The organism is Hyphomicrobiaceae bacterium, assembly GCA_041397645.1.
In the GTDB taxonomy this organism is placed as follows: domain Bacteria; phylum Pseudomonadota; class Alphaproteobacteria; order Rhizobiales; family Hyphomicrobiaceae; genus Hyphomicrobium_B.
Genome location: JAWKWE010000004.1, coordinates 1,619,612 through 1,637,115, shown reverse-complemented (window position 1 = coordinate 1,637,115; position 17,504 = coordinate 1,619,612). Strand labels below are relative to the sequence as shown.

Genomic DNA, 17,504 nt, shown 5'->3' with positions numbered 1-17,504 from the left:
CGTCACCTAAATCTGTAAGGCACCCTGCAAGGCCTCGTGCACGGCGGCGTCCGAGAAGGTCCGCTCGGCCTTGCTTCTGCTGGCACGTCCCATGGTCTGGAGGAGCCGCCTATTGCGAACCATGCGGGAGAACGCATCCGCTAAGCTGGAGGGATCTTGAGGTGCACACAGGGTCCCGTTCACCATCTCGTCCACCGTATCATGAGAGCCGGGGATATCGGTGGCAACAATTGCACGTCCGCTTGCGAGTGCAGACAGCACAGCGGCCGGCATCCCCTCCCGATGCGATGGGCTCACGAACACATGGCACTGCCTTATGCATTCTCCAAGCTCGGCAGCATCGCCTATGTAGTCAACATGTGCGCCATAGCGTGACAGCGTTTCTGGCTTGATAGCCCCTTCTTCGACCCCATCTGGGCCCGCTAACATGAAACGAGCAGCCAAGCCATTCTCGCGGGCAACACGGGCAGCTTCCAGATAGTCGTAAATCCCCCTGGATCGATCGAGACGCGCGGCAGCTAGAAAAATGACGGGATCCTGCCCAACAGGCATTGCCTCACCGAGCGAAAGAGTGAGATCAGATCCCGTTCCCGGCACCCGTACAACATGAGTTCCTTCGCCCACAGCCTCGACGACGGTACGCGCATCCTTTGCATTGTGAACGATCACGACGCTGGACGATTTGGCTGCGCGCGTCAGGCGCTTGGACAATCCGCCTTCAGGCAACTCGTCGAGCAGAACTCCAACCCGCGCCACGCCCGCGCGGCGCGCAGCGCTCACCGCAGCAGGTATGACGCTTGGCCCGAAAGTCAGGACCGCAGACGGGTGAAAGCTGCGAATTTGATCGGCAAACGCACGAGCCGCCTTACGTGCGCGAAAAAGCGAAAACCCGTCTGGCCCTTTAGAGATCGACTGAGCCTGTGCGCCAAGTCTGAGCAGCCCCTCCGATCCACTGGCCGACGTCTCCGGCGAGAGAACCATCACGCTGACACCACGTTGAACGCAGGATTTGATAAAGCGGCCATGCTGACGCGCCATCTCGCGCATGGATGGGCCCACGACAAGCAAACGCCTGGAGCTGCCTAGCGGCGCCGTGCTCGGCATATTGCCGATATCGCTGATATTAATGGAGGGTCTGCCCATGCTGCTGGGCCCAAGTCGTGGTGGAAGTCGAGGTCGGCGTATTGGTCAAGACCGGATCAGGCTGGTAGCCTTCTACGGTACGTAGCAGAACAGCCTGAATGGTCTCCATGTCGCGGCTCTTCATTGCAGCGTCGAGCACGTCGAGTTCACGACGCAAGTCCTTCGACGAAAGCGATGGCTCGTCAGATCTCATAATACGCGGATGCTCGGTAGCATACGTGTGTAACCCACCGATGAGCAGCTCCTCATAGAGTTTTTCGCCTGGGCGCAGCCCCGTATAGACGATCTCGATGTCGCCTTCGGGATTAGAGTCACTGACTGTATCGAGACCGCTCAAGCGTATCATCAGTTCGGCAAGATCCCGGATCTTCACCGGCTCTCCCATGTCGAGAACAAAAACTTCGCCGCCGCGCGCAATCGCGCCGGCCTGAATCACAAGCTCGGCCGCCTCCGGGATCGACATGAAGTAGCGAATAACCTCGGGATGCGTCACGGTCACAGGACCGCCCACTTCGATCTGCCTGCGGAAACGCTGCACGACCGATCCCGAGCTGCCCAGCACATTGCCAAACCGCACCATAGTAAAGACCGTCGCTCCCCCTTGGGCAGCGCGCGACTGGAGAACAAGCTCGGCCAATCGCTTGGAAGCGCCCATCACGTTGGTGGGACGAACGGCCTTGTCAGTCGAAATCAGAACCATGCGATCGACACCGCAAGCGAGTGCCGCGTCCGCGACGACCTCGGTGCCTCGCACGTTATTATTGAGACCCACGGCCGGATTGTTCTCGACGATCGGCACGTGTTTGTACGCAGCCGCGTGATAGATCGTATCGACGGCACATTTGCGCAGGACATCCATAACAAGCGGTGCATCGAGCACCGATCCGAGGATGACGGCAATCTCGGGCTTTCGCACATCGGGGCCCATTGCGTCCACGATCGCGCGAACTTCCATCTCGATCTCGTACAGCGCAGGCTCGGACAGATCGAACAATACAATACGGCGCGGGTTCTGTAGCAGCACCTGACGCACAAGCTCCGAGCCGACTGAACCGCCCGCTCCGGTCACAAGCACGCTCTTGTCCCGCGTATCGCGCGACAAGAGCTCTGGGTTCGGTGGCACGGCATCCCGGCCAAGAAGGTCCTCAACTTGAAGCGGACGCAGATCGGCGAGCGCCACTTTGCCCGAGGCAATTTCAGCCAGCGACGGCAAAACTTTCACAGTTACGGGGAACGTTTCAAGCTGCCTGAGCACCATGCGCCGCTCGCTGCGGTCGCCAGCAGGGATTGCAAGCAGTATTTCTTTGATGCCGTAACGTTCGATGATGTAGCTGAGCTTTTCCGGCCGATAGACGCGATAGCCTGCAACATACTGCCCCCATAAGGAAGGCGAAGTATCACAGAAGCCCACAACATCGCGATCGGGGCTGCGGCGCAACGCGAGAGCCAGATCAATACCTCGCTCACCGGCGCCATAAATCAAAACCGGATGCGACGGCAGACCCTGCTTCACTTTCGGTAGATCAATGCCCGATGATTGAAGGAAGCGCGCAACAACGTAACGTATGCCGATGACCGCAATGGCTGCAAAAACGCCGTAGCTGAGAATGACGGAGCGTGGCGTCCCGTGCTGGCCAGCCATGAAGACGAGGAGCGACCAGATCAGGACCGAAACGGCGACACCACCCACGATCCGCGTATGCGCTTGGGAGCCCAAGTAGCGGGTGACAAAGCGGTAGAGGCCAAGATGAGCCAGGGTTCCGACGGTTATGAACGGTCCCGACCAATAGACCAAATGGCCAAACACCGACGCAGGCCAAAAGGCATAATTGTACCGCAGGTAGGCGAGGCACCACAGAATCGCCAGCAGGACCGACATGTCGGCCGCAGCCAAAACCGCGCGCTTCTGATGACGCGACAGCCCGAGCAACGTATGTCGTACGCGTGCAGCACTTGAATTTTCGATTACCGATGAGCTCACGTGCTTCCTGCTTCGCTAATTCCGGAATTGCGAGGCCTCGCGACTACTCTCGGACTAACGACACAGGCCCATCAAAGTTCAGATAAGCCGTGGAGGAGCTACTGTGCCAAGATAGATGCGGACACACTCGCGGTGCTATCCCCAGAAAAATGCGCGCAACGCGCGCGGCGTCCTCAACACGACTACGGTTGTTTCATGCTGAGAGTGATTCGCGCCACAAGTCGATAGGAAAGTGCCACTGCGAGGAATCCGAAAATGACCCCGCCGAGCATCTGACCGGTCAATGCCCCTCGGGCACCGTCAAAGTGGGCTCCGAGCGCGACAAACGGCACCGTACCAAGAGTAGCCCTGGCCCAATTCAACACGGTCGATAGATGGGGCTTGCCCAGCACGTTGAAAGTTGCATTCGCAATAAATATCGCCCCTAGAAACACAAACATCGGCGACAACGCTCGGCAGAAAAATATTATCAGCTCGCGCGCTTCGCCCGAGGCATTGAAGCTGGCAGCCATTGGTTCCGCCAAGATGCTCAGGATAATCCAGGCAGTCAACGTGAATGCTGCCATCACCAGCAAGGATTGCGTCAGGATCGCGCGCATCCGCTCAGGCTTCCGTGCACCGAGATTTTGCCCAACGATGGGACCGACCGCGCCAGACAAAGCGTAGACCGCGCCGAACGCTACGGGAATTATTCTCCCGATCACTGCCCAGCCCGACACCGCATCGTTGCCGAATGCCGCCACCGCCATCGTCACATAGGCGTTACCTACAGGCGTGGCGATATTGGTCAACATGGCTGGGACACCGATCCGAAAGAACAGCCGTGCGTCCTCCCAAAGCACGTCCGGCTTTACAGCGCCCCACAACCGGTGAACCCCGACAACGCCATAAATCCCCACGGCGAAAATTGCGAAGCGGGCCAGAACCGATGAAATTGCGGCACCTTCAACCCCCCACCCCAACTTCAAAATCAAGATGGCATCCAGGATCATGTTCACGACCGCGCCCGTGAGCGTCACAAACATTGCCCGTTTGGCGTCCCCCACCGAGCGCAATACAGCCGACGACGTGATGCCAAGCGCAATCAGAGGCATCGTCGGTATCAGAATTTCAAGGTAGATGCTGGCGAGCGCATGAGCACGGTCCTTGGCTCCGAGAAGCTCCAACAGCCAGGGAATAAAGAACCACATCACAACACTGATGACTGCCGAAACGCCGAATGCGAGGACATGGGTGTGGGTTGAAAGCCTCCGCGCCTTCGAGCGCACGTTGGCACCGACCGCGGGAGAGACAACCGAGGAAGCCGCGATGGATAGCCCAATGCCGATTGAGGTGGAGAAGAACAGAATGGAGCTGGCGTAGCCGATCGCCGCGACGACCGTTTCATCGCCCGCCACGCTGAGGAAATAGATGTTGGCAAGATCACCGAAAAAGATGGCCATGAGACCGAGTGCACCGGCCGCGGTCATCTCGATGATGTGCCGCAAAACCGAACCGGTGACGAATTTGGGCGGCCCGGCCGCGGGGCGCCATCGCCTGCCCGTTACCATCTCGGCTTATCCCTGTTCACGCCTGCCGGAGTTCCGTGCGCTTAGCCACGCGCGTCGTGTTGGTTAGGCTACAGCCTACGGCGCGATTTGATTGCCGCTGCCAGCGTTCCTTCGTCAAGGTAGTCAAGTTCGCCACCTATGGGCACGCCTTGCGCGAGCCGTGAAACAGCTACACCAAGCGGCGCGAGTTGCTCGGAAACGTAATGCGCGGTCGATTGACCTTCGACGGTGGCATTGAGCGCGAGCAAAATCTCAGTGACATTGCCCGTGCGCACTCGTTCGATCAGGCTTGCAATATTCAGCTTGTCGGGCCCGATGCCATCGAGGGGCGAAAGATGTCCGCCAAGTACGTGGTAGCGCCCAGACACGACACCCGCCCGTTCCAGCGCCCACAGATCCCCTACCTCTTCGACCACCACGATCAAACCGCCGTCACGGCGCGGATCCTGACAAACGCTACAAGGCGTAACCGTATCTAGATTCCCGCACGTCGGGCACTCGGCGATCTTCTCGACCGCCACGTTGAGCGCTTCGCTCAAAGGCAATAGCAGATCGTTTCTCCGCTTCAGCAAGGCAAGCACCGCCTTGCGCCCGGAGCGCGGACCAAGTCCTGGAAGCCGGCTTAGCAATTGTACCAGGCGCTCGATTTCGGGCCCTGCGATTTTCTTTGACATCGGGGACGCTTTCCGCGCGCGTGTGCCAGCCGGTCTCTAAAAGGGCCTAATCTCAGAAAAGCTTCATGCCGGGCGGCAACATCCCGCCGGTGACTTCAGCCATCTTCGATTGCATCGCTGCATCGGACTTAGACTTCGCGTCGGCAGCCGCAGCAATGATGAGATCCTCAAGGATCTCGACTTCGTCCGGCTTGGCAAGCGATGGATCGATGCTCACGCGCTTGACTTCACCCTTGCCGTCGAGCGTGACCTTGACGAGGCCGCCGCCCGATTGGCCTTCAACCTCCATAGCGGCAAGCTCGTCTTGCGCCTGCTTCATCCGAGCCTGGATCTGGCCCATCTGTTTCATCAAACCCATAACGTCTTTCATCGCAGCCTCGCTGGAAACGTCATTTCAGTCATCATAACGAAAACGGTGGCGGTCGGAACGCTATCCCTTAGCCGACCTGGCTTTCATCGTCCGCATCGCTCTCGCCGGACGCGCCGCCACCAGCCAGCCGCCGCACATCCGCGATCTTGGCATCGGGAAACGCCTCAAGAAACGCGCGCACCGCAGGGTGGCTCTTGATTGCGGCAAGCTCTAATTCCTCACGCTGTCTGCGAACGGCGCCGATGGCTGGAGCCCCTGCCGATTTCGACAACATCACCATCCAGCGCCGCCCCGTCCAAAGATTGAGCTTCTCGCGCAGGTCGTTGGCAAGCTCAGGTGGAGCGCCGGGCAAAAGATGCAGATCGATGGAGCCGGTCGCGGCATCGAACTTCACCAGACTAACGTTGTCCTCAAGATGCAGCTTCAGCATCATGTCACGCTTGGAACCTGCGAGCGCGACCACCTCGGCAAACGAACGCGGGTCCGGCATCATCACCGGCTGGGCCTGCAACACCGGCTGATCGTCTTCTATGGGTTCGCCCATGTCCGAGAACTCGGCTGCGTCGCCTTCTGAATCGAGAGCGGCAAACAGCTCGCTCCCCATTTGCTCCCCGGCAGGAGAAGAGTTGTGACTGTCAGCCTCCGGCGGCACTCTATCTTCTGCCCGCGGACCCTGCGCTGCTTCGTTGAGCGGACCGCGCTCCTCGCGGTGATCGGACGAACGCGGCGCCGGCGCGTTGCGCGAAGGCATCGCACCGCTGCCAAGCCGCGTGATCAAGTCGTCCGGCGTCGGCAGATCTGCAGTGTAAGCCAACCGGATCAGCAGCATTTCGGCGGCTGCGTATGGCACTGGGGCACGCTGGGTTTCCTCAATGCCTTTGAGAAGCATCTGCCAGGCGCGCGCCAGGTACGCCATGGACAGGCGCTCAGCGAGTGCGCCACCGCGCGCCTTCTCTTCGCGAGACAAGGCTTCCCCCGCCGGCTCTTCGCCTACGGCCTTAATGCGCGCCACAATATGCACAGCTTCCGCGAGATCAGAGATTATCTGCGTGGGCTCGGCGCTGTCTTGATGCAAACTCTTCAGGCCGGAAAGCGCGGCAGCCGCGTCTCCCTTGAAGATCGATTCCGCGAGATCAAAAATTCGCGCTCGGTCGGCAAGGCCCAGCATGGAACGGACGCTGGCTGCGGTGACATGCCCCTCACCCATGGCGATCGCCTGATCGAGGATCGACAAGCCATCGCGCACGGAACCCTCCGCCGCACGCGCGATCAGCGTCAGTGCGTCGTCGTCAGCCTTGGCGCCTTCGTTCGCTACGATCTTCTGGAAGTGCGCTGAAAGCACCGGTTGCTCGACGCGGCGCAAATCGAAGCGTTGGCAACGCGACAATACCGTGACAGGAACCTTGCGAATTTCGGTCGTCGCGAAAATGAACTTCACGTGCCCAGGCGGCTCTTCAAGCGTCTTCAGAAGCGCGTTGAACGCGCCCTTGGACAGCATGTGAACCTCGTCGATGATGAAGACTTTGGTGCGCGCCACCAACGGGGTGTACTGCGCGCTCTCGATAATTTCGCGGATATTGTCAACACCGGTATTTGACGCGGCGTCCATCTCGAAGACGTCTGGGTGGCGGCCTTCCATGATCTCGGCGCAGTGCCTGCCAAGACCCGGCATGTCGATGGTCGGACGGTCGATACCCGGCGCTTCGTAATTGAGAGCGCGCGCCAAAATACGCGCCGTCGTCGTTTTACCGACGCCGCGTACGCCGGTCAGCATGTAGCCTTGCGCGATCCGTCCAGCCGCAAATGCATTCTTGAGAGTCTTGACCAGGGCGTCCTGGCCGATGAGGTCATCGAACGTCTGCGGGCGATACTTGCGTGCGAGCACGACATAGGGCTTGGCCGCGGTGTCCGCGCCCACAGCCGTATCCTCGTCGTCTGTCGATTTCTTTTTGGCCATGATGTCCGCGTGGCGCCGAATGTCCCTGCGGTCCGGGACGGACCTGAAGGCCGCGCGCTGGTCCTGGCCCCTTGCTCGGACCAGCGCAACGAGGACCTGCTTTACGCGATGCGCAACGCGATGCGGCCCGAAAGAGAACAAGGAGGCTGACGAACGACCCGCGTCAGTTTCGTTAGGGCTGCTTCCTTCCGGACCTGACCCGGTTGGCGAACGAAGCGTCCGCCGCCAACCTCCCGGCCGCTATAATGGAGCCTAAATTTTTGGCGCACAACCCCGGCGCGATGACTTTGCTGCGGAGGAAGCCGGGACAAGCCCATCCCGCGATGCAACCAAAGGCCGCATCCGTGCGTTTCAGCCCTCGGCAACCCGCAACATCGACCCCGCCATAGCCGTGTCGTACCTGTGTTGTCAGATGCCCTGCATGGATCAAAGTATCGATTGGTACGTTGCCAAAGTGGGTCGCGGTACCGATATGGGCTTTTAGCTGGGCTTGGGCGGCAGCAGACAAAACGGAGGGTGTATGGCCATAGCCTTGAAGATCAATGGCAAGAGCCTCGATTTCGACGGCGACCCCGAAATGCCTCTCCTTTGGGTTATCCGCGAAACGCAAGGGCTGACCGGCACCAAATATGGATGTGGAAAGGCCCTGTGCGGTGCCTGCACGATCCACCTCGATGGCGAGGCCGTGAGGTCTTGCCAAATCCAGGCTCGCGATGGCGAAGGTCGAGATATCACCACCGTCGAAGGTCTGCAGACGCGCGAAGGGCTGGCCGTGCAGACCGCCTGGATCAAGCATGACGTTGCCCAGTGCGGCTTCTGCCAATCGGGTCAGATCATGGCAGCCACCGGGTTGTTGATGCAGATCCCCGATCCCACCGACAGCGATATCGACAACGCCATGCAGGGTAATATTTGCCGCTGCTGCACGTATCACCGCATTCGCGCCGCCATTCACGATGCGGCGGCACTTCTCAAGGAGAAGGCGGGGTGAGCGTGAGGAATTTTACAATGCAGTCCGGGCGCGCGCTCCAGACATTGGCAGCGCTGGCCGCCGCAAGTATCTGGTTGACCATCATTGCTGTTACACAAAGCGGTGCTGAGCCTGCCGCGGAGGGCGCACCCAACTCGTCGCCACCAGCAGCGACGACTTCGGTCGCCGAGAGCGGCGATCTTTTCGCACCGATCGCTACGGTTCTGCGACATCCCCGTTGCATGAATTGTCATCCACGAGACGACCATCCTCGTCAAGGCGAGGATCGTCATATTCATCAAATGAACGTGCAGCGCGGGCCCGATAACATGGGTTTCGTCAACAAGCGTTGCTACGCATGCCACAGAGATGAGAACAACGCGTACTCGAGTGTGCCCGGCGCACCCAATTGGCATTTGGCACCGCTCTCGATGGGCTGGGAGGGTCTCGATAACTCTTCTCTTTGCGCGGCTCTTCTCGACAAAGACAAGAACGGCGGGCGCGATGTGGCTCAGCTTGTGGCGCACATGGCCCACGACAAGCTGGTGCTTTGGGGCTGGGCCCCCGGCGGAACGCGCGAGCCCGTCCCCGTGCCTCACGCTCAGTTCGTCAAATCCTTGCAAGCCTGGCAGGCGGCGGGCGCTCCGTGTCCGTCTACGGGATCAGGCAAGCCATAGCCAGCACCAGCATTTGGCGCAGTTTTGAGTAGCCACATGCGGAAAGCTTTGTACGAGAACACTTCGCGACAGGCGCTTCAGACAAGCGCGGGAGCATAACCGATGATCAAGCAGAACGGCATTTTCCACCTCAATAGCCCTGATGTCTCGAACGAGCCGTCGAAGATAAGCCGACGCACACTTTTCAAACTGGCGAGCGGCGCAGGCGTGGGTTTGGTGATCGGCGCCTATCTTCCAGTACGCGCTGCCGACGGTCGCGTGACGTTCGCGCCCAATCCATTCGTTATCGTTTCGCCGGAAAATACTGTGACGGTCATCATCAAGCATCTCGACAAGGGCCAAGGCGCCGCGACGGGACTATCGTCACTCGTAGCCGAAGAAATGGATGCAGCCTGGTCGCAGATCAAAACAGAGTTCGCGCCCGCCAATGCCGACAAATACAAGAACCTCGCGTTTGGCGTCCAGGGCGTTGGCGGATCCACGGGCCTTTCCAATTCCTACATGCAGTACAGGGAGGCTGGCGCAGTTGCACGGCAGATGCTCGTTGCCGCTGCTGCCCGCATGTGGGCCGTAACACCAGACGAGCTCAAGGTTTCCGACGGCATCATCACCCATGGTAGCGACAAGACCACGTTCGGAGCGATGGCAGATCGCGCCGGGCAGGAAGAGATGCCGAAGAAGCCAACCCTCAAAACCCCCGACAAATTCGTCTACATCGGAAAGAGTTTTCCGCGCGTGGACTCGCGCGCAAAATGCACCGGCGAGGCCAAGTTCACCCTCGATCTCACGTTTCCGGACATGCTCATCGCGACGATGCTGCGGCCTCCGCGGTTCGGCGCGACGCTGACCTCGTTTGATGCTTCCGACGCCAAGAAAATGACTGGCGTGAAAGACGTCATCGCCGTCGATCGCGGCATCGCGATCGTTGCCGACTCGACCTGGTCGGCACTCAAGGCGCGAGACGCCGTGAAAGCCGAGTGGAACTTCGACGCCGCCGAGACGCGCAGCACTTCCGCCTTCCGCAATGACTATAGCCTCCTGTTGGAGAAGCCGGGCACGCAAGTGCGCGTCGAGGGCGACGTCTCAAAGGCGTTCGATGCTGGTGCGAAGACCGTCGAAGCCATATTCGAATTCCCGTATCTCGCCCACGCTCCGATGGAGCCCATGGACGCGGTGGTGCAATTCGACGGAAAAAAAGTCGACGTATGGACCGGCTCCCAGATGCAGACGATCGATCAGGGCGTCGCGGCCGGAATTTTCGGCGTGAAGCCGGAAAACGTCGCTATCCATACCGTGTGGGCGGGCGGATCATTTGGTCGCCGTGCAGTCGGCGACAGCCATTATGTGGCGGAGACCTGCCAAATCGTGAAGGCTCTCAAAACACCGTTGCCCGTGAAGCTTGTGTGGACCCGCGAGGATGATGTCAAAGGCGGCTATTACCGGCCCTATTACATGCACCGTATCAAGGCCGCCCTGGATGCTGACGGCAACATTTCCGCCTGGGACCATCGTATCGTTGGGCAGTCCATTCTGGCTGGAACACTGTTCGCGGCCAGCATGATCAAGGACGGCATCGATGCAACCTCGGTGGAAGGAGCGAGCAACCTCCCCTATGCCATTCCGAACTTCTCGCTCGACCTGCATTCCCCCAAAAGCAAAGTTCCGGTGCTGTGGTGGCGCTCGGTCGGGTCCACGCACACCGCGCATGCAACGGAGCATATGATTGACATTCTTGCCCGCGAGGCCGGCAAGGATCCGGTCGCGTTCCGGCTTGCGATGTTGAAAGACAAACCCCGTCACGCCGGCGCGCTCAAGCTTGCTGCCGAAAAGGCTGGCTGGGGCAGTCCAACGCCTGCGGGCGTGCACAGAGGCGTGGCGGTCCACGAGAGCTTCCACTCCTACGTCGCGCAAATTGCCGACGTCGCCGTCAAGGAAGATGGAACGTTCCAAGTCGAGCGTGTGGTGTGTGCCGTTGACTGCGGAATCGCGGTCAACCCGGATGTCGTCAAGGCGCAGATGGAGGGCGGAATTGGCTATGGGCTAGGCGCTGCACTTTACAGCGCCATAACCTTGACCAACGGTGAAGTCGATCAATCGAATTTCCACGATTATCAGGTGATGCGCATCGCGCAGATGCCGAAGATCGACGTCCACATCGTGGACTCTTCCGAGATGCCGACGGGCGTCGGCGAGCCCGGCACACCTGTCATTCTTCCCGCCGTGGCCAATGCGCTCCTTGCGGGTACTGGTGTGCGCACGGTCGAGTTGCCTATGAGCAAACAAAGCTACAAGCAGCAGACCTGACATGGCACGTGGGAAGCAGTTGTTTTGAGCGCTTCAACTCTTACTGGCGCATCAATATCTAGCGAGTTTGCGGGACACTTCGCCTGCCGCCCCAGTCGTCATCGCTCGACGGCTTTGGGCCGTCGCTAGTCTGGATAACTTGATCGACGAATTCGACGTCCTTACGCCGGCCAATTTCGTGGCGGATCTCGCAAACACGATCTATCGACTTGTCGTCCGTGACGAGGCGGAACGCAAAAGGAAGCCAAACAGTTTCGTCGCAGTCCAGGACCGCTCCGGCGTTCGACACATCGCTAATGGTACACTGAACAGGAGGTCTACCAGACACGCGTATCCATGCGCGCACCTGTGTATGACGGGAGCCGAACTGGCGCTTGTCTGGAGAGCCGGTGCGTTTGAGCATGACACAACATCCTTTCGAGGACTCTATGTCTTCGATGGATACGCTTCGATCACATACGCGCAGTTAATTGCGCACACACAGAATGCGTTCACACAACAATTTGAGACAGCATACAGAACCGTAAGGACGACCCTTACCACGGCGGCAAGACTTGCGGCTCAAATGCAGCGACCGCCGTCCACTTCGATGGCGACGCCTGTAAGGAACGCGCTGTCAGGATCGGCGAGGAATAGCGCAGCGTTCGCGATGTCCCGCGGCGTGGAGAAACGGCCCAAAGGAATCCCGGCAAGGAATTTCTCCCGGTTCGCCGGTGTGTCGGGCATTCCCATGAAAAGTTCAAGCATACCCGTCTCGCCGATAACGGGATTGATCGCATTGACGCGGATTTTCTTGGGCGCCAGTTCCACCGCCATGGACTTTGTGAGCGTGATCGCTGCACCCTTCGAGCCGTTGTACCACGTCAATCCAGGCCGCGGACGCACGCCCGCAGTCGAGGCCGTATTGATGATGACGCCACCGCCTCGCTTCTCCATTTCAGGCACGGCGGCAAGCGTCGTCAGATAGATCGATTTGACATTAATTGCGTAGATCTGATCGAACTCATCCTCGCTTACCGTCAACAGGCTCTGGTTTTTATGTGTGTAGCCAGCGTTATTGACGACGATATCGAGTCCACCGAAACGCGCCACCGTTTCGCGCACCATCACCTCCACGTCAGACTTGCGCGCGACATCCGTCTTGATGGCGAAGGCGTGCTCAGATCCTAAAGCGTCAGCCACCTGTTGCGCAGCGGACTGGTTGAGATCCGCAATAACGACCTTCGCGCCATGCTGCGCAAACAGCTCCGTGATACCCCGCCCAAAACCGGAAGCACCTCCGGTCACGATCGCGACCTTATCCTTCAGACGCATGATCACACCACTCCCTGCCGCGGTCAGAACCTCGGCGCACCGCCTTCGCTAAATACGCGGAGGCTTCAGCATCTCGGCCACTTCCTTCCGATAGGAACTCGCCGGATAAGTCCCCAGCACTTTGATCTCGGTGGAGAAGAACGACAGCTCTTCAAGCGCCAGTTGCACCGAGCGATCCGCCGGATGGCCTTCGATGTCGGCAAAGAACATGGTCGCGTTGAACGTCCCTTCCTCCTGATAGCTTTCCAATTTCGTCATGTTGACGCCATTGGTGGCAAAGCCACCCAGCGCCTTGTAAAGTGCAGCCGGAACGTTGCGCACGCGGAACAGGAATGTGGTGACAACAGGTCCATCATCAGGTTCCGCGTCGTCGGGTTCCTTGGCAAGCACGACGAAGCGCGTGGTGTTGTGAGTCTGATCCTCCATATCTTCTTTAAGGATCTTCAATCCGTAGATCTCGGCGGCCAAACGCGATGCAATAGCGGCGGTGGACAGATCGTTACTTTCCGAAACCATTCGTGCAGAGCCCGCAGTATCGGCCTCCGGCACCGGTTTCAGTCCCAGCTTGCGCAACGTGTTTCGGCACTGCCCGAGAGCTTGCGTGTGACTCATGACGCGCTTGATGGTGTCGAGGCTGGCGCCCGGTAGCGCCATCAGCTGATGGCGTACGCGCAGAAAGTGTTCCGCGACGATGAACAGCCCAGCGTCAGGCAGCAAATGGTGGATGTCGGCAACGCGGCCCGCAACCGAGTTCTCAATCGGGATCATCGCATAGATTGCTTCGCCACACTTTACCGCAGCGAGCGCGTCCTCGAATGTCGGATAAGCGACGGCCTCAAGATCGGGGAACGCCTCGTGTGCGGCCAGATGAGAATTGGCTCCCGGCTCGCCCTGGTAGGAAATACGTCCGCTCTTTTGGGATGTTTTGTTGCTGTTGGGCATCTGGTCCCTTCCGGTCTTCTTGATCATTTCGAAATTCATGCCTCGGCTTTGACGACCAGCTTGCGGGCGCGATCGAGATCAGCAGGCGTGTCGACACCGAGCGGCACGGTGTCGACCGTGGCGACGTCGATGCGCATCCCCGATTCAAGCGCGCGCAACTGCTCGAGCTTCTCGCGCTTCTCAAGCGGCGACGGCGGCAACGCGACGAACCGCTCCAATGCGGGACGTCGATAGGCGTAAATGCCGATGTGGTGATAGAGCGGACCATCGCCGTAAGGCGCGGTAGCGCGCGTGAAGTAGAGCGCGCGCAGGTGGCGTCCGTCGCCAAGCGGCGTGCCTACGACTTTCACGACGTTGGGATTGGTCTTCTCCTCGTCGACGACGATCTCGGCGGCCAACGTCGCAATGTCGGTGGTCTTGGATGCCTTGAGCGGCGACAGACATGCCCGCACCAGCGCGGGATCGAGTGTTGGCAGATCACCCTGAAGGTTGACGATTGTGTCGGCGTCAGCATCCGGGTCGAGGCGCGAGGCCGCCTCGAAGACCCGGTCAGAGCCCGAGGCGTGGTCAGCACGGGTCATGACGGCCTCTCCACCTGCGGCTCTGACCGCTGCGGCAATCTCGTCGTTATCGGTTGCGACTGCGACACGGCCGACCTCTGCCGCCATTGCGCGCTCCCAGACGTGGACAATCATAGGCTTACCGACAATGTCAGCCAGCGGCTTACCTGGGAGGCGGGTGGCCTGCATACGGGCCGGAATGATGGTGATAACGCGCGACATGCTGCGATCTTTCGGCCCTTCGTGACAATTGGTCTCGCGGCTAGGCTCTAGACCACACTTTTCGTCTATTGCAAGAGCGAGGGTGGTTCCCTTAGCTCCTGCGGCGGGATATGCCCAGTGTGCGTCGCGGCGCAATTCAGAAAAAACGAGGATCGGGGTTCATGGACTCTTTTGAATTCACCAAAATCGCGGGCGCGGTCCTGTCGGCTCTTCTTTTGATCTTTGGCACCAAGGTCCTGATCGAGGAGCGTATGCCCGGCCCGCCCGCCAAGCCGGGTTTTACCCTGCCCGTAGCCGAGGCAGGCGCCGCTGACGCCGGAAAGGCCGCCGAAGGTGGTGCCCCGGCCGCTGCAAAAGGCCCCGAGGCCGTCTTGGCAGACCTTCCCAAGGCCTCCGCGGACAACGGCAAGGCGCTGTTTAACAAGTGCAAGGCCTGCCATACGATTGAGAAAGGCAAGCCCAAGGCAGTCGGCCCGAACCTGTGGGGCGTGGTCAATCGTCCGAAAGCAAGCTCCGAAGGCTTTGAATATTCGGCTGCAATGAAGGAAAAGGGCGGCAACTGGACGTTCGAAGATCTTGCCGCATTCATCAGCAATCCGAAAGGCTTTGTTCCGGGTACGAAAATGGTCTTCAACGGCCTGCCCAATCCGACCGATGCGGCAGATGTGATCGCCTATCTTGCGACACAATCCGACACCCCGGCGGAACTGCCAAAATGACAGCGAGTTAACTCGCAACACCCCAGAAAACCTGCGACCCTGCCGGCGCTCGGCAGGGTCGTTTTCGTTGGAGCAGAGGCGACTTGCGGACGTGTGCGTGAGTTGTGCCCGCATCATGCGCTCATGCTAATTTCAAGGGCTGCGTGAGCAGGCGCAGGCTGGCACTACTGAATTCATCAAGGGTACTCGGAGGATCGACACCGGACATGCGCTTCAAGCCTCATTTCACCGGCGCCGCCGCACTCTTGCTGTTGTCTCAATTCGTTTTCGCCCCTTCTTCAGCCAACGCACAAGACAGCGATGCACCGCAGACAACGGCAGCGTCGTCGGAAGAATGCGTGCCTGCCGTCTCTCTGCTCGGCCAGCCGAAGATGCCCGCGGACTTCAAGAATTTCGATTGGGCCAATCCAGACGCACCCAAAGGCGGCACGCTGCGCCAATGGTCGATGGGCGGATACGACAGCTTCAACAATTTCACAATTCAGGGATCGGAGGCCGCCGGTCTTGGCCTTCTGTACGACAGCCTTTTCTTCAGCAGCCCCGACGAACCCTCGACGGAATATGGACTTATCGCTGAGTGCCTTTCGCACCCGGACGACTTTTCATCCGTCACGTTCAAGCTGCGCCCCGAGGCCCATTTTCAGGATGGCAAGCCTGTCCGACCCGAGGACGTGATCTTCTCACTGGATGCGCTTAAAGCGGCCAATCCGCAGTATGCCCTCTACTACAAGAACGTCGTGAAGGCGGAAAAGACCGGCGAGCACGAAGTGAGGTTCTCCTTCGACATGAAGGGCAACCGCGAACTTCCACTCATCGTCAGCCAGTTGACCATTTTGCCTGAACATTATTGGAAGGGTACGGACGCTTCGGGCAAGCAACGCGACATCACCAAGTCCTCGCTTGATGTCCCGCTCGGATCCGGTCCCTACAAAATCAAATCGTTCGAAGCGAGCCGCAACATCGTCTATGGGCGCGATCCCGACTACTGGGCGAAAGATCTACCTGTCTCCAAAGGCCTGTGGAACTTCGACGAGATTCGCTTTGAGTACTTCCGCGATCGCGTGCCTGCGTTTGAAGCCTTCAAATCCGGGTTAATCGATACTTGGACGGAAACCTCCGCCTCCTCTTGGGCCACGCAGTACGATTTCGATGCGCGCAAGAAGGGCCTTGTAAAACAGGAAATGCTGCCTGAGGGGCGCGTTTCCGGCATGCAGGGTTTCGCCTTCAATCTGCGCCGCGACAAGTTCAAGGATCCTCGCGTGCGCCAAGCGTTCGCATACGCCATGGATTTCGAGGAGATGAACCGCAAGCTGTTCTATGGCGCTTACACGCGCCTCGACAGCTATTTCGCAAATTCCGAGCTGGCAGCCAAAGGACTGCCGCAGGGCAAGGAGCTTGAGGTCCTCAACGAGGTTAAGGACGAAGTTCCCCCTGAGATCTTTACCACCGAGTATGCGAACCCCGTCTACAAAACCTCATCCGATCTACACAAAAAGCTCGGCGAGGCCGTGAAGCTACTGGCAGCCGCCGGTTGGACACTCAAGGGCGGGAAGCTGACGAATGCCGCCGGCCAGACATTGGACGTCGAGTTCTTGCTCGTGCAGCCCGACTTCGAGCGCGTCGTGCTTCCCTACATCGAGAACCTGAAGAAGATCGGTATCAACGCAACGGCGCGCATGGTCGACAGCTCGCAGTACGAGCGCCGCGTCAAGAGCTTCGATTTCGATATCGTCGTCCACAGCATCGGCCAGTCACATTCACCAGGCAACGAGCAGCGCTATTACTTCGGCTCCGCAGCAGCCGATCGCGAGGGCAGCGCAAATATCGGGGGCATCAAAAACCCGGCGATTGACAAGATCATCGACCATATCGTCGCCGCCAAGGACCGCGAAAGTCTCGTGGCCGCAACGCGCGCGCTCGACCGCGTGCTGTTGTGGAATTTCTACATGGTCCCGCAATGGTATCTGAACGTCGATCGCATCGCCTACTGGGATAAATTCGGACGGCCGGAAAAGCTGCCGTCCCAATCTCCCGCCGCCCCCATTCAATCGTGGTGGCTGGATGCCGCCAAGGACAAGGCTCTGCAAGCCGCACGTGGGCGCTAGTACGAGGATACCCCAA

Annotated in this window: 15 protein-coding genes and 1 other RNA gene; 5 read left to right on the top strand and 11 right to left on the bottom strand. The window is 59.4% G+C overall.

Annotation, left to right across the window (positions count from 1 at the left end; genetic code table 11):
- Positions 1-6: 6 nt before the first annotated feature.
- The 7 genes from R3D51_07485 to ffs form a co-directional block, all read right to left on the bottom strand.
- The gene (locus R3D51_07485; protein MEZ5899321.1) at positions 7-1,143 is read right to left on the bottom strand and encodes a glycosyltransferase; all 1,137 of its coding nucleotides are present in this window, start codon (positions 1,141-1,143) and stop codon (positions 7-9) included.
- A complete protein-coding gene (locus tag R3D51_07480) occupies positions 1,124-3,124 on the bottom strand; it encodes a nucleoside-diphosphate sugar epimerase/dehydratase (protein ID MEZ5899320.1) in 2,001 nt (666 codons plus the stop codon). Before R3D51_07480 ends, R3D51_07485 begins: the two co-directional genes overlap by 20 nt.
- Positions 3,125-3,306: 182 nt before the next feature.
- The gene (locus R3D51_07475) at positions 3,307-4,674 is read right to left on the bottom strand and encodes an MATE family efflux transporter (protein ID MEZ5899319.1); all 1,368 of its coding nucleotides are present in this window, start codon (positions 4,672-4,674) and stop codon (positions 3,307-3,309) included.
- Positions 4,675-4,742: 68 nt separating this feature from the next.
- Positions 4,743-5,348, bottom strand: a complete 606-nt coding sequence (gene recR / locus R3D51_07470) for a recombination mediator RecR (protein MEZ5899318.1) — start codon at positions 5,346-5,348, stop codon at positions 4,743-4,745.
- A gap of 52 nt (positions 5,349-5,400) precedes the next feature.
- Positions 5,401-5,718, bottom strand: a complete 318-nt coding sequence (locus R3D51_07465; GenBank protein MEZ5899317.1) for a YbaB/EbfC family nucleoid-associated protein — start codon at positions 5,716-5,718, stop codon at positions 5,401-5,403.
- A gap of 67 nt (positions 5,719-5,785) precedes the next feature.
- Positions 5,786-7,675, bottom strand: coding sequence for a DNA polymerase III subunit gamma/tau (locus R3D51_07460; GenBank protein MEZ5899316.1), 1,890 nt, complete (start codon positions 7,673-7,675; stop codon positions 5,786-5,788).
- Between the two features lie 138 nt (positions 7,676-7,813).
- Positions 7,814-7,909, bottom strand: an RNA gene (gene ffs / locus R3D51_07455) — signal recognition particle sRNA small type.
- A 286-nt stretch (positions 7,910-8,195) separates the two neighbouring features.
- Between ffs and R3D51_07450 the strand changes: the two genes are divergently transcribed.
- The 3 genes from R3D51_07450 (at position 8,196) to R3D51_07440 (ending at position 11,626) form a co-directional block, all read left to right on the top strand.
- Positions 8,196-8,666: a (2Fe-2S)-binding protein gene (locus tag R3D51_07450; protein ID MEZ5899315.1), complete on the top strand. Its 471-nt coding sequence runs from the start codon at positions 8,196-8,198 to the stop codon at positions 8,664-8,666.
- A 17-nt stretch (positions 8,667-8,683) separates the two neighbouring features.
- Positions 8,684-9,322 (top strand): hypothetical protein, encoded by a 639-nt coding sequence (locus R3D51_07445; GenBank protein ID MEZ5899314.1) that lies wholly within the window; start codon positions 8,684-8,686, stop codon positions 9,320-9,322.
- 102 nt (positions 9,323-9,424) lie between these two features.
- Positions 9,425-11,626 (top strand): xanthine dehydrogenase family protein molybdopterin-binding subunit, encoded by a 2,202-nt coding sequence (locus R3D51_07440; GenBank protein MEZ5899313.1) that lies wholly within the window; start codon positions 9,425-9,427, stop codon positions 11,624-11,626.
- Between the two features lie 58 nt (positions 11,627-11,684).
- Here R3D51_07440 and R3D51_07435 read toward each other — a convergent pair whose 3' ends face one another.
- The 4 genes from R3D51_07435 to R3D51_07420 all read right to left on the bottom strand — a co-directional run bounded on the left by R3D51_07435 (position 11,685) and on the right by R3D51_07420 (position 14,664).
- Positions 11,685-12,029: a hypothetical protein gene (locus R3D51_07435; GenBank protein ID MEZ5899312.1), complete on the bottom strand. Its 345-nt coding sequence runs from the start codon at positions 12,027-12,029 to the stop codon at positions 11,685-11,687.
- Positions 12,030-12,187: 158 nt separating this feature from the next.
- On the bottom strand, positions 12,188-12,940 hold the full coding sequence (locus R3D51_07430) for an SDR family oxidoreductase (GenBank protein ID MEZ5899311.1): 753 nt from the start codon (positions 12,938-12,940) through the stop codon (positions 12,188-12,190).
- A gap of 48 nt (positions 12,941-12,988) precedes the next feature.
- Positions 12,989-13,882, bottom strand: a complete 894-nt coding sequence (locus R3D51_07425; protein MEZ5899310.1) for a prephenate dehydratase — start codon at positions 13,880-13,882, stop codon at positions 12,989-12,991.
- A 35-nt stretch (positions 13,883-13,917) separates the two neighbouring features.
- Positions 13,918-14,664 (bottom strand): 3-deoxy-manno-octulosonate cytidylyltransferase, encoded by a 747-nt coding sequence (locus R3D51_07420; GenBank protein MEZ5899309.1) that lies wholly within the window; start codon positions 14,662-14,664, stop codon positions 13,918-13,920.
- Positions 14,665-14,825: 161 nt separating this feature from the next.
- On the opposite strand from R3D51_07420, the gene R3D51_07415 reads away from it, so the two are divergent.
- Positions 14,826-15,383: a cytochrome c family protein gene (locus R3D51_07415; protein ID MEZ5899308.1), complete on the top strand. Its 558-nt coding sequence runs from the start codon at positions 14,826-14,828 to the stop codon at positions 15,381-15,383.
- A 206-nt stretch (positions 15,384-15,589) separates the two neighbouring features.
- Positions 15,590-17,488 (top strand): extracellular solute-binding protein, encoded by a 1,899-nt coding sequence (locus R3D51_07410; protein ID MEZ5899307.1) that lies wholly within the window; start codon positions 15,590-15,592, stop codon positions 17,486-17,488.
- Positions 17,489-17,504: the final 16 nt, after the last annotated feature.